Source organism: Streptomyces sp. DG1A-41, from assembly GCF_037055355.1.
Lineage (GTDB): Bacteria > Actinomycetota > Actinomycetes > Streptomycetales > Streptomycetaceae > Streptomyces.
The window spans coordinates 8,700,988-8,714,148 of sequence record NZ_CP146350.1; the positions used below are offsets into that span (position 1 = coordinate 8,700,988).

Annotated in this window: 10 protein-coding genes and 1 pseudogene; 10 read left to right on the forward strand and 1 reads right to left on the reverse strand. The window is 71.7% G+C overall.

All coding sequences use genetic code 11. The features are described from left to right. Window positions 1-48 precede the first annotated feature (48 nt). The 6 genes from V8690_RS40255 to V8690_RS40280 all read left to right on the forward strand — a co-directional run bounded on the left by V8690_RS40255 (window position 49) and on the right by V8690_RS40280 (window position 6,670). Window positions 49-1,170 (forward strand): ROK family protein, encoded by a 1,122-nt coding sequence (locus V8690_RS40255; RefSeq protein WP_338784948.1) that lies wholly within the window; start codon window positions 49-51, stop codon window positions 1,168-1,170. 277 nt (window positions 1,171-1,447) lie between these two features. After that, a complete protein-coding gene (locus tag V8690_RS40260) occupies window positions 1,448-2,770 on the forward strand; it encodes an extracellular solute-binding protein (protein ID WP_338784949.1) in 1,323 nt (440 codons plus the stop codon). 124 nt (window positions 2,771-2,894) lie between these two features. Next, complete coding sequence (locus tag V8690_RS40265) at window positions 2,895-3,806, forward strand: sugar ABC transporter permease (RefSeq protein WP_338784950.1); 912 nt, start codon at window positions 2,895-2,897, stop codon at window positions 3,804-3,806. Then, window positions 3,803-4,705 carry a carbohydrate ABC transporter permease gene (locus V8690_RS40270; protein ID WP_338784951.1) on the forward strand — a complete coding sequence of 301 codons (903 nt, stop codon included), beginning with the start codon at window positions 3,803-3,805 and terminating at the stop codon, window positions 4,703-4,705. Before V8690_RS40265 ends, V8690_RS40270 begins: the two co-directional genes overlap by 4 nt. Before the next feature lie 2 nt (window positions 4,706-4,707). Then, window positions 4,708-4,830, forward strand: a complete 123-nt coding sequence (locus V8690_RS40275) for a hypothetical protein (protein WP_338784952.1) — start codon at window positions 4,708-4,710, stop codon at window positions 4,828-4,830. 7 nt (window positions 4,831-4,837) lie between these two features. Further along, a complete protein-coding gene (locus V8690_RS40280) occupies window positions 4,838-6,670 on the forward strand; it encodes a hypothetical protein (protein ID WP_338784953.1) in 1,833 nt (610 codons plus the stop codon). A 12-nt stretch (window positions 6,671-6,682) separates the two neighbouring features. On the opposite strand, the gene V8690_RS40285 is transcribed toward V8690_RS40280, so the two are convergent. After that, window positions 6,683-7,342, reverse strand: a complete 660-nt coding sequence (locus tag V8690_RS40285; RefSeq protein WP_338784954.1) for a nucleoside/nucleotide kinase family protein — start codon at window positions 7,340-7,342, stop codon at window positions 6,683-6,685. A gap of 119 nt (window positions 7,343-7,461) precedes the next feature. Here V8690_RS40285 and V8690_RS40290 point away from each other — a divergent pair, with 119 nt between their 5' ends. From V8690_RS40290 to prcB, 4 genes and pseudogenes are all read left to right on the forward strand, one after another. Next, on the forward strand, window positions 7,462-8,199 hold the full coding sequence (locus V8690_RS40290; RefSeq protein WP_338784955.1) for a beta-phosphoglucomutase family hydrolase: 738 nt from the start codon (window positions 7,462-7,464) through the stop codon (window positions 8,197-8,199). Next, on the forward strand, window positions 8,196-10,553 hold the full coding sequence (locus V8690_RS40295) for a glycosyl hydrolase family 65 protein (protein WP_338784956.1): 2,358 nt from the start codon (window positions 8,196-8,198) through the stop codon (window positions 10,551-10,553). The genes V8690_RS40290 and V8690_RS40295 overlap by 4 nt, the downstream gene beginning before the upstream one ends. A gap of 158 nt (window positions 10,554-10,711) precedes the next feature. Further along, window positions 10,712-12,205 carry a hypothetical protein gene (locus V8690_RS40300; RefSeq protein ID WP_338784957.1) on the forward strand — a complete coding sequence of 498 codons (1,494 nt, stop codon included), beginning with the start codon at window positions 10,712-10,714 and terminating at the stop codon, window positions 12,203-12,205. A 91-nt stretch (window positions 12,206-12,296) separates the two neighbouring features. Next, a pseudogene (gene prcB, locus V8690_RS40305) lies at window positions 12,297-13,105 on the forward strand (proteasome subunit beta). Window positions 13,106-13,161: the final 56 nt, after the last annotated feature.

Here is a 13,161-nt window from a genome sequence, read left to right on the forward strand (position 1 = left end):
CGACCCTTGCCGCCGCCCTGCACGGCCGCAGCACGACCTGGGGAGACCATGCACCTGAGTGAGAGTGCCCGTGTGGTGTTCGACGTACTGGCCGGGGCGGGCACGGCCACCCGCCCCCAGCTGGCGGCCGGTGCGGGCCTTTCCAAGCCGACCGTCTCCTCCGCCGTGGCCGAACTCGAGACCGTCGAGCTCGCTGCCCACTCCGGCAGGGCCTCCGGCGGCACCGGCCGCAGCGCCGCGATCTACCGTCTGGGCCCGGCCGCCGGCGCCGTGCTCGCGGTCGACCTGGGACCCGCCGTGACCCGGGTGCGCGGCTGCGCCCTGGACGGCACCCTGCTCGCCGAGGGCACCGGCTCCCGCCCGGACGCGGCCGACACCGTCCGCAAGGTCCTCGACGCGCTGCCCGCCGGGGCCCCGCTGCGGGCCGTCGTCGTCGCCGTCGGTGACGTCCCCACACGGGACCGGGAGGGCGCCGGGGAGCGCCCCGCGACCGCCAAGGCCGGCCCCGCCTTCGACGCCATGGCCGTCGCGCTGCCCGAGAGCGTCCCCGTCCACCTGGAGAACAACGTCAACTGCGCCGCCCTCGCCGAACTCCACGAGGGCGCCGCCGTCGGCCGCGACACCTTCGGCTACCTGCGCATCGGCGTCGGCATCGGTCTCGCCGTCGTCATCGGCGGCAGGGTCCTGCGCGGCGCGAACGGCGCCGCCGGTGAGGTGGCCCGGCTGCCCTACCCCTGGGACGACGACCGCGCCCCGCGCCACGAGGGCCTGGAGCAGCGCATGGGCTCGCGCACCCTGCTGCGCCGCGCGGCCGAGGCCTGGCAGGACGGTGACGGGCCCTGCCCGCGCACCGCCGAGCGGCTTCTCGCCCTCGCCGGGCAGGGGCATGCCACGGCCGGTGCCGTGGTCGCCTCGCACGCCGCCGACGTGGGCCGGCTCGCCGCCGCCGTCGCCGCCGTACTGGACCCCGGGCTGATCGTCCTGGGCGGCGGCACCGGCGCGGATCCGCAGCTCCTGCCGGGTGTGCGGGCCGAGCTGGCCCGGCTGAGCTGGCCCACCGAGGTGGTCAGCAGCGTCGTGGGGGACACCGGCACGGTGGCGGGCGCCAGCAGGCTGGCCGTGGCGCATGGAATTCAAACCGTGACCGGAGCGGTGCGGGCGAAGCATTGACGGGCGCGCCACCGGTCTGCCAATGTCCGGACAAGCGCTTTCTGAGTCGGTCGGGACACCGACTCCGGGTGAGCCTCCCGCCCGTACGCGAAGTACGGCAGCCGCACGAGGGCGAGCTTGTGCGACGTCGGCCGTCATGGCCGGGGACCCCACCCGTCAAGGCGACGCGGCCGGGCGAGGCCGTGCCCCCGGAAAGCGAAGTCTCCCCGCAAAAAATGCACCTGTGCCGCCTCGGCTGGCGCCGTGCTTCTTCCGCTACGACGAAAAGGGACTGAAGATGACCAGTCTGGGTGTACGGCGCTCCCGCCGGCTCGGCCGCGGCGGCATACGCCGCGTTGTTCCCCTCGCTGCCGTGGCCACGGCAGGTGCCCTCCTGCTCTCGGCCTGCGGCTCGGAATCCGGCTCGGGCGGGACCTCCAAGTCGCTGACGTTCTGGATCTCCACGGTTCCGGGGCAGGACGCGGGCTGGAAGAAGATGGTGGCGCAGTACAAGAAGGAAACCGGCGTCAAGGTCAATCTCGTCAACATCCCCTACGACGGCTACGACGCGAAGCTGCGCAACGCCGCGCAGGCGAACTCCCTGCCCGACGTCGCGGCGGTGCCGAAGCTGGACCCGATCTGGGCGAACAAGCTGATCGACCTCAGCTCCATCGCCAACAACAAGAGCAACAAGATCAACGGCAACTTCGTCGCCAAGGACTCGTCCGGGAAGGTGCTGTCCATCCCCTCGGACATCACCGCGTCCGGCCTGTTCATCAACGAGACGCTGTTCAAGAAGGCCGGCGTCTCCGTCCCGGCCTCGCCCCAGAAGACCTGGACCTGGACCGAATTCATCAAGGCGGCGGACAAGGTCCGGGAGAAGACCGGCGCCAAGTACTCCCTCACCTTCGACCAGTCGCCCTCCCGGCTGCGCGCCATGGTGTACGAGCTCGGAGGGAAGTACGTCCACGCGGACTCCTCCGGCAAGTTCTCGGTGGACGCCGCGACCAGGAAGGCCGTGAAGCGCTTCGTCGAGATGAACGACGACAAGACCATGCCGAAGTCGGTGTGGACCAGCGGCGCCGACCCCTCCGCCATGTTCCAGAGCGGTGACGTGGTCGCCTACTGGTCCGGCGTGTGGCAGGTGCCCGCCTTCGCGGAGAGCATCAACAAGTTCGACTGGGCGAGCGTCCCGACTCCCGCCGAGCCGGTGCAGGCCAGCGACGTCAACAGCGGCGGCATGACGGTGGGCTTCAACAACAACGGCGACGCGGCCGCCGCCGCCGAGAAGTTCCTGTCCTGGCTGTACGAGCCGGCCCACTACCAGGCGCTGTGCGAGGCGTCCGGCTTCCTGCCCGTCGAGACCGGCCTGAACCCGAAGTACCCCTTCAAGTCCGAGGCGGCGCAGGCGGCGTTCAAGCTGTACAACGAGTCGATCCCGCTGTACGCCCCGATCTCCGGCTACTTCAACACCGCGCAGACGAACTGGGTGCTGAAGGGCAAGAGCCTCACCGAGGACCCGACCAAGACGGAGCTCGGCAAGGCGATCAACGGCCAGCAGTCGGTCGACAAGGCGCTGGACAACATCGTGGCCGGCGACAACCAGCAGGTCGGCGGCTGAGCGCAGGCCGGCAGGCCCGGGCGGCGGGGTCGAGACACCGCCGCCCGGTCTCGGGCCTCCACGCGATGCCGGGCTCATGGCCTGAGCCCACAGGAACCCATTCCACCAGCACGGAGTCAGGAAGATGACCAAACGCGCCCCGGACGTGTCCGCGAGCCCGCCCAGGAGCCGCAGTAAGTACACCCTTGCGCCGCTCGTCCTCATCGCGGCCAACGCGGTGCTCTTCGCGCTGTTCTTCGTCTGGCCGGCGGTGATCGGGCTCGTCTACTCCTTCACGAACTACACGGGCGTGGGGGCGTTCCAGTTCGTCGGACTGGACAACTACCAGCACCTGTTCGGGGACTCCACCTTCTTCGACGCGCTGACCCGGACGCTGCTGTACACCGTGCTCTTCGTCCCGTTGAACTTCGTGTTCTCGCTGCTCGTCGCCAACGTGCTGGTGAGCAAGCACGCCAAGGGCGTGTCGGTCGCCCGCGTCTTCTTCTTCATCCCCTGGCTTCTGTCGCCCATCGTCGTGGGTGTCCTGTGGCGGTGGCTGTTCGGTGAGAACTTCGGACTGGTCAACTACCTCATCGAGAAGCTCGGCGGAAGTGCCGTTCCGTGGCAGTCGAACGCGGACCTGTCGCTGCTGGTCGTGGTGGTGGCGGCATCCTGGGCGTGGACGGGCTTCTCGATGCTGCTGTTCATCGCGGCGATCAAGAACGTACCGGTGTCGTACTACGAGGCGGCATCGCTCGACGGCGCCGGTCCGTGGCGCCAGTTCATCAGCATCACGCTGCCGAGCATCGCGCCCACTTCCTTCATCGTCATCCTGCTCAACACGATCCACGCGATGAAGGAATACCCGCTGTTCGCCTCCCTCAACAACGGCGGACCCGGAACGTCGAACAACCTGCTTGTCCAGTACATCTACCAGACCGGCTTCAAATCGGGCCAGATCGGCTACGCGAGCGCCGCGTCGTTCGTTCTCATGCTGATCCTGATGGCCGTCGCGATCATTCAGCTGGTCGTCAACCGGCGGGTGGAGAACCGATGACAACCACAAACATGCCACGCCCGGTCGACGCCGAGCCCGCACGGGCTGTTCCCAAGAAGCGGCCCCGCGGCGCGGCCAGTGGCGGCCTTCGGCGCGCGGTGCCCGCGACGACACTGCTGTGGGTCCTGGCGGCCGTCTACGGGCTGCCGGTGCTGTGGTTCGTCCTCAGCTCCTTCAAGCCGGCGGGAGACCTGTTCTCCCTTCCGCTGACGCTGCTTCCGCACGACCCCACCCTGTCGGGTTACAAGACGGCGTGGGACAGCGCCAACTTCTCCCAGTACTTCGTCAACACGACCATCGTGTGCGTGATCGCGACGATCCTCACGGTGGGAGTCAGCTGTTGCACGGGGTACGCGCTGGCCAAGTACGACAACAAGTGGCTCAAGGTCTTCTTCGTCGGCATCCTGGCCACCACGATGCTGCCGGGCGAGGTCATGCTCGCCCCGCAGTTCCTGGTGGTCCGCGACCTCGGCCTCTACAACTCGCTCGCCGGCATCATCCTCCCGGCCGTGCTCACCGCGACCGGATGCTTCATGTTCCGCCAGTTCTTCCTGACGGTCCCCGACGAGCTCATCGAGGCCGCCCGCATCGACGGGGCGCGTGAGCTGTCGATCTTCCTGCGGATCATGGTGCCGATCTCCCGGCCCATCATGCTGACGCTCGCCATCCTGTCGTTCCAGTGGCGGTGGAACGACTACATCTGGCCGCTGCTGATGCTCAACGACCCCGAGAAGTTCACCGTGCAGATCGGCATCCAGAGCCTCGTCGGGGCGCAGAACATCAACTGGTCGGTGGTGCTCGGCGGATCGGTCATCTCCATGATCCCTTTGATCGTCGTCTTCCTGGTGTTCCAGCGTTATGTCATGAACGCCAACATCAATGCCGGACTGAAGGACTGACCTTGCCCACCCCGCCCGACCACGAGTTCGTCCGTGGGATGGCCGGCGCCGTCGGTGGCCGGGCCCGCACCCCCCGTGTGATCCCGGCAACCCACGGCATGGCCACCACCGGCATGAAGGGCTGATCCACCCGTGCATCTCCCTCACCAGCGCGGCCCGTTGCACGACCTCCCGGACACCCCGGAGGCGTACGACGCCGTCCTCGCCGACGTCACCGAGCAGGCCCTGGCCCGGATGACGCCGGAGGGCAACCTCGAACACCCCGACTGCGCCGACGACATCGGCGACACCTCCCTCGGCGTCACCTCCCTGCTCGCCCTCGCCTGGCAGCGCGGCAAGGACCCGCGCCTGCCGGAGGCGGTCCGCCGCAGTCTCGCCTTCCACCTGAGGGAGCGGGTCTACACCGAGGACAACCCGGGCTACCCCAACCTCCGGGTGCGCGACTGTGGGCTGCCGTACGCCAGGTACACCCTGGAGGCCGGCGCCCATCCCATCGGCGACTGGCCGAGCACGGTGTGGGCCCTGCTCCAGGCGGTGAACGTGCTGGACCTGGCGGACGGCCTCGTCGACGACGCACAGCGCGCGGAACTGCTGGAGGTGGCGCACGGCTACTGGCGCTGGCTGACCGAGGCCACCTTCTTCAACCCGCAGGAGGCCGGCAACCAGGCCATCGGCTGCGTCGTCGGCGGCCTGATGCTGGCCCCGCACCTGCCGCCCGCGGAGGGAGACACGGTACGGCGGGAAGCTCTGCGGCTCTACGCGGACGAGATCCGCGCCCACCGGGTCGCCGACCGCGGCGCGCTCCTGCCGCCCGAGCACGGCGGCGCCTACGACAACAACTACGGCCCGATCTCCCTGTCCTTCCTCGCCCAGGCCCACCGGGTCAGCGGCGAGGAGATCTTCGCCGAGGACGGCGACGCGCTCGCCCGCTACATCGACGCCCGCCTCACCAGCGGCGGCTTCGACAACGGCGGCCCGCGCTACAGCGAGCAGCACTCCGCCTTCGAGTCGGTGCTGGGCCTGCGCTACTTCAGCGCCCGCGTCGGCTCCGACCTGGGCCGCTACCGGGGCGACAGCCGCTGGGCCCGGCACGCCCGCAAGGCGGACGGCGGCGTCGACGGCCACTTCGCGTGGATGCTGGTCTGGCAGATCCAGGACACCACGCGCTGGCACCGCACCCCCTCGACGGCTCCGGCCCGCCACCACCTGCGCGCGGGCTCGGTGTCGGTGGCCTTCGACACCGGCATGACCCCGTCGCTGGTCGAGGCGGCCGGCACGTACTACCTCCCGGCCGCGGTCAACCGCCAGCACGGCTTCGGCCCGGTCGTCGACGGCTTCCTGCTGTGCCGCCCGATGGGCGAGGTCCGCGTCCGGGACGTGACCGCCGAAGGGCTGACCGCGAAGCTGGTCACCAAGCCGGTCGTCGGCCGCGACCACGTCCTGCGCCACGTCCGGTCCCTGTACGTCACCGACGGCACGAGCCTGTGGACGACGGTCGCCGTCGAACGGCTCCCGGGCACGCCGTACCTGCTCGCCGGCCTGCCGTACGCCGCCGACGACGGCGACCGGGTACGCCGGACCTCGGAGCCCCGGGTGACATCGGCGGGCGCACTGCGGCTGACCCACCCGAGCCCGGACGACCCGCACCACTTCGACGCCCGCGCGGACACCACCCAGGAGCAGGCCGCGTTCGCCCTGGCCGCCGACCCGCGCGGCTACGGCAACCCCGACGAGGGCTGGCGCCACCTGGTCGCCTCGACCGCCCTGGAAGCCGAACCGGCCCCCGGCGCACCCGAGGACCTGCATGTCTTCGCCGTGCGCTACGGCCGGGACGACAGCGCGTTCACGCCCACGTTCGAGCGCGAAGGAACGGGCCTGGCGGTCCGCACCGAGGCGTTCACGGCCGTGATCGGCGACGCGGCGGGCGGCGTGGACGCGGAACCGGAGCTCACGCTCGGGCGCTGACGCACCGGTCGTTCACGCCTGCGCGTCCACGCACGGCAGTGCGGACTCCGGCACGACGAGGTCGGCACGGCCCCGGGTCGTGGCGACCAGTTCGGCGTTGCGCTGGTCCGAGCGCCTCACCCACGCCACGGCCTCCTCGTGTCTCTTGCCGAACTCCTCGTGCCGGGCGACCAGTCGCCGCAGCCGCTCCGGCTCGGGGAGTTCGCAGAACCACACCTCGTCGAGCCGGGAGCGGACCCGGGCCCAGGCGCCGGTGTCCAGCAGGAGGTAGTTGCCCTCGGTCACGACGAGCCGGGCCGTCGGCGGCACCGGGATCGCCCCCGCGATCGGCTGCTCCAGGACGCGTTCGAAGCCGGGCGCGTACACGACGCCGTGCGTCTCCTCCCGCAGCCGCCGCAGCAGCGCCGCGTACCCGGCCGCGTCGAACGTGTCGGGCGCGCCCTTGCGGTCCCGGCGGCCGAGCCGCTCCAGTTCGGCGTCGGCGAGATGGAAACCGTCCATGGGGACGTGCGCCACCCATGGGTCGCCGGATCCGTTCAGTTCCCGCACCAGCCGCCCGGCGAGCGTCGACTTGCCCGCACCGGGGCTGCCGGCGATACCGAGGATCGCGCGCCGGCTGCCCTGAGGCAGGGCCTGGGCACGCTGGACGAGGTCGTCGAATGTGAGTGGCACAGAACAGAGTGTGTCACCGGCGTCCTGGCTCGGGCACCGAGCCCCCCGCACCCCTCGCGCCCCCAACGGTGTGGCGTGCGCCACTCACTGGACATCGCCGGCCGGGGAACCGGACCTGTATGACGCAGCTCGGACTCCCCGAAGACATCCACGCCTGCCTCTTCGACCTCGACGGTGTCGTCACCAAGACGGCCGTGGTGCACGCGGCCGCCTGGAAGGAGATGTTCGACGCCTTCCTGCGCGAGCGCGACGGCGCGGACTTCCGGCCGTTCGACGCGTCCGACTACGACGAGTACGTCGACGGCCGGCCACGCGCCGACGGCGTGCGCACCTTCCTCGCGTCCCGCGGCATCGACCTGCCCGACGGCGACCCCGACGACCCACCCGGCGCGCAGACCGTGCACGGCCTCGGCAACCGCAAGAACGAGCTGGTCCTGGAGAAGATCCGCACCGACGGCGTCGAGGCCTACGACGGCAGCCTGCGCTATCTCGAGGCGGTCCGCGCCCATGGCCTGAGCACCGCGATCGTCTCCTCCAGCGCCAACTGCCGGGACGTGCTGCGCTCGATCGGCGCCGAGCACTTCTTCGACGTGCGGATCGACGGCGTGGTCGCCGCCGAGCGCAAGCTGCCCGGCAAACCGCACCCCGACACGTTCCTGGCCGCCGCCGAGGACCTCGGCGTCGAACCGGCCGAAGCCGCCGTCTTCGAAGATGCCCTGGCCGGTATGGACGCGGGCCGCGCGGGCCGCTTCGGATACGTCGTCGGCGTCGACCGCGTGGGACAGACCGACGCGCTGTACGCACACGGCGCCGACGTCGTGGTGAAGGACCTCGCCGAACTGGGGGACACGCAGTGATCACACAGCGGGCGTTCAACGTCGAACCCTGGACGGTGCGCGAGACGGAGCTCAACCTCGACGTCCTGGCACAGAGCGAGTCCGTGTTCGCCCTGTCCAACGGCCACGTCGGCTGGCGCGGCAACCTCGACGAGGGCGAACCGCACGGTCTGCCCGGCTCCTACCTCAACGGCGTCCACGAACTGCACCCGCTGCCGTACGCCGAGGCCGGCTACGGCTACCCCGAGTCCGGCCAGACGTCCATCAACGTCACCAACGGCAAGGTGCTGCGCCTGCTGGTCGACGACGAGCCGTTCGACCTGCGCTACGGGCGCCTCGTCACCCATGAGCGGACCCTGGACCTGCGGCGCGGCGTGCTGGAACGGGTCTGCGAGTGGACCTCCCCGGCCGGCTCGACGGTCCGGGTGCGCTCCACGCGGCTGGTGTCCCTGACCCAGCGGGCGATCGCCGCCGTGGCGTACGAGGTGGAGCCCGTCGACAGCCGCACCCGCGTGGTCGTCCAGTCGGAGCTCGTCGCCAACGAGAGCCTGCCCGGGCCGGACGGCGGCGATCCGCGTGCCGCACGGGCGCTGAAGTCGCCGCTGGAACCGGAGGAGGACCTCGCCTCGGGCAGCCGGCTGCGCCTGGTCCACCGCACCCGGCGCAGCGGCCTGCGGGTCGCCGTGGCCGCCGACCACCTCGTCACCGGCCCGGAACGGACCACGACCAGCAGCGAGAGCAACGTGGATGTGGCCCGGCTGACCATCACCTCCGTCCTGGAGCCGGGGGAGCGGCTGCGGGTGGAGAAGCTCGTCGCGCACGGCTGGTCCGGCGCCCGCTCCCGGCCCGCGATGAGCGACCAGGTCGAGGCGGCGCTGGCGGCGGCCGCGCACAGCGGCTGGTGGGGGCTCCTGAAGGACCAGCGGGCCTACCTCGACGACTTCTGGGGGCGCGCCGACGTCGAGATCGACGGCGACGAGGAGATCCAGCAGGCCGTCCGCTTCGCCCTCTTCCACGTCCTCCAGGCCGGCGCCCGCGCCGAACAGCGTGCCATCCCCGCCAAGGGACTCACCGGCTCCGGCTACGACGGCCACGCCTTCTGGGACACCGAGGCGTTCGTGCTGCCGCTGCTGACCCACACCGCGCCGGCCGCGGCCGCCGAGGCGCTGCGCTGGCGCCGCGACACCCTGCCCGCCGCCCGGGAGCGCGCGGCCCAGCTCGGCCTGCGCGGCGCCGCGTTCCCCTGGCGCACCATCGAGGGCTCGGAAGGCTCCGCGTACTGGCCGGCCGGCACGGCCGCCTTCCACGTCGGCGCCGACATAGCGGACGCCGTGGTGCGGTACGTGGCGGCCACCGGCGACGAGGAGTTCGAACGCGAGGTCGGCGTGGAACTGCTGGTGGAGACCGCCCGCCTGTGGCGCTCCCTCGGCCACCACGACGACCGGGGCGTCTTCCACATCGACGGCGTCACCGGACCGGACGAGTACAGCGCGATCGCCGACGACAACACGTACACCAACCTGATGGCCCGGGCGAACCTGCTGGCCGCCGCCGACGCCTGCAAACGCCACCCCGACGAGGCGGCCCGGCTCGGCGCCGACGAGGAGGAGCGCGCCGCCTGGCGGGACGCCGCCGAGGCCGTGCACGTCCCCCGCAACGAGGAGCTCGGCGTGCACGAACAGCACGCGGGCTTCACCCGCTACCAGCGCTGGGACTTCGACCGCACCGGCCCGGACCAGTACCCGCTGATGCTGCACTTCCCGTACTTCGACCTGTACCGCAAGCAGGTCGTCAAGCAGGCGGACCTGGTGCTGGCGATGTACACCTGCGGCAGCTTCTTCGAGGAGTACTTCGACGAGGAGCAGATCGCCCGCAACTTCGCCTACTACGAGCCGCTGACCGTACGGGACTCCTCCCTGTCGGCCTGCGTCCAGGCCGTCATGGCCGCCCGGACCGGCCATCTGGACCTGGCCTGCGCCTACACGGCCGAGGCCGCGCTGATGGACCTCGGGGACCTGGAGCACAACACCCGCGACGGACTGCACATCGCCTCGCTGGCCGGCACCTGGACGGCGCTGGTCGCCGGGTTCGGCGGCATGCGGTGCGCCGACGGCGGCCTGCGGTTCGCGCCGCGCCTGCCCGAGAGGTACAGCCGGCTGGCCTTCTCGGTCGGGTTCCTCGGCCGGTGCCTGCGGGTGGAGCTGACCGCCGGGCAGGCCACGTACACCCTGCGCTCGGGACCGCCCCTGACGATTCGTCACCACGGCATCGAGGTGACGGTGCGTGAGGACGCCCCCGTCACCCGTCCCGTTCCCCCGACGACCCGGCGTCCGGCCCCGAGCCAGCCGCAGCACCGCGCCCCGAACGCCCGCTGACCCCCCCGGTCGCGTCAGGCATTCGGCCGCATTCCGCTCTGCACGTCCGCACCCCGCGGGTTAGCTTGGCCGTGTTTTCCGATCATCGGACTTCCATGTTCGCCCTGCGGACGTGGAGGTCGCAGCGGCCCTACGCGCGTAGGGGTAAGGGGTGGACGATGTCCGACGGCGCCAACGCCATTCTCGTTCGTATGCGAAGACGCGAACAGGCGGCCGCATCGGGTTCTCCCCGCGGGAGACGCGTCGACGGACCTCTCGCCGCGGTGGCCGCCGTCTTCGTCCTCGCGCAGCTCGTCCTCGTCCGGCCCGTCCTCGGCCTCGGCTGGGACGAGATCGTCTACGTCAGCCAGGTCACCTCCCACACCCCGGCGGCCTTCTTCAGCGCCCCGCGCTCCCGGGGCGTCTCCCTGCTCGTGGCGCCCGTCGCGTCCTGGTCGTCGTCGATCCCGCTGCTGCGCGTCTACCTCGCCCTGCTCTCCGGCCTCGCCCTGTTCCTGGCCCTGCGCGCCTGGCGGGGCCTGTTCCCGACCCGGGTCCTGGTCCTCGGCGGCGCCCTCTTCGCCTCCTTGTGGATGACCCTCTTCTACGGTCCGCAGGCCATGCCCAACTACTGGGTCGCGATCGGCGCCCTGATCAGCGTGGGCTGCTTCCTGCGGGCCCGGGCGGACCGTTCCGCCCGGGCGGCGCTGTGGGGCATCGCGGTGGGCGCCGCCCTCATGGCGTGGATGCGGCCCACCGACGCGGTCTGGGTGACCGTGCCGCTGCTCGTCCTCACGCTGGTGCGCCACCACTGGCGGCTCCTCCTGGTGCTCGTGGCAGGTCTGGCGGCCGGCGCCGTCCAGTGGGTGATCGAGGCCTACGTCGGCCACGGCGGCCTCGGGCAGCGGCTGTCCGAGGCCTCCCGCATCCAGGGCGGACTGGGCTGGCAGTTCGCCGTCGACGACCAGCTGCGCAGCCTGGGCGGACGGGCCCTGTGCCGGCCGTGCACCGGCTCGATGCCTCATCCCCTGGTCACCGTCTGGTGGTTCGTTCTGCCGGTGCTGGCCGGCCTCGGTCTCGTGATCGCGGCCCGGGCCCGGCGCCTGGGACGGACCCTGGTCCCGCTGGCCTGCGCCGCCACGGCAGCCGTCCCGTACCTGTTCATGATCGGCTACGCGGCGCCCCGCTTCCTCCAGCCGACCTACGCGCTGCTCGCGATCCCGGTCGCCGACGCCCTGTGGCACCTGGTCAGGGCCCCGGGCGGGAAGTGGCGCCCGGTGGCCGCCGCCCTGGTCGCGCTCGGCCTGGCCGGGCATCTGGCGGTGCAGGTCGCCGTCCTGGAACGCACCGTGGCCCGCAACACCGAGAGCCGCCGCGACTGGGACCGCACGGCCGGTGCGCTCCACCGTCTCGGCGTCCGCCCGCCCTGCCTGCTCACCGGCCACGAGGCCCTCCCGATCGGCTACTACGCCGGCTGCTCCTCGGGCGCGACCGCCGGCCACAACGAGAACACCACGCCGGCGGCCATCCTGCGCACCGCGCAGCGGCTCCCGGTCGCCCACCTCACCCCGGCCGGCGGCACACCGCCGGGCTACGCCCGCAGCTGGCCCGTCCACCGGGTCTCGGACCTGGACGTCCGCGTCGCACCGCCCCCAGAGCGGGCCGGCCCCTGACGCCGCACGGCACTCCCGCCCCGACGCCCGTTTTCCGCCCGGCCCGTTCAGGTAGGAGTCGGTTGACGGTCACGGACGAGGGGGGAACGCCATGGCGGGGAGCGACCACGAGGGCCGGCCGGGGGAGGAGTTCTTCACGCCGGGCTCCTCGTCCTTCACCGAGTTCCTGGCGGCTCACCGCCCCGAACTGCTGAGCACCCGCCGGATCCTCCCGGACGGCGTCCGCGCCGAGGGCGCCCCGCACGGCACCACCGTGCTGGCCCTCACCTACGGCGACGGCGTGCTGATCGCGGGTGACCGGCGGGCGACGATGGGGAATCTGATCGCCCGGCGCGACCTGGAGCAGGTGCACCCCGCCGACGACCACACCGCGGTGGCCTTCGCCGGCTCCGTCGGGCTCGCGATCGACCTGGTGAAGCTCTATCAGGTCGAGCTGACGCACTTCGAGAAGGTCGAGGGCATCCCCATGACCCTCGCCGCGAAGGCGACCCGGCTGGCCACGATGATCCGGGGCAACCTGGGCCAGGCATGCAGGGCCTCGCCGTCGTCCCGCTGCTCGCCGGCTACGACCCCGCGGCGCCCGAAGGCCGGCAGGGCCGCAACTTCGGCTTCGACGTCGCCGGCGGCCGCTACGAGAAGTTCGGCTTCCACGCCGAGGGCTCCGGCTCGCCGTACGTCCGGGGCGCGTTGAAGAAGCTGTTCCGCCCCGGCATGGCCCGGCGCGAGGCGGCCCTGGCCGCGCTCCAGGCGCTGTACGACGCTGCCGACGACGACTCCGCGACCGGCGGCCCGGACATCACCCGCCGCATCTATCCCAACGTGTCCGTCATCACCGAGGACGGCTTCGAGCGGCTGCCGGAGGCGGAGACGGAGAAGCTCAGCCGCGAGATGGACGAGTAGCGCCGCACCCGGCCGGACGGATCCAACGCCGCCGTGTGACACCTCGCCGCGGGGCG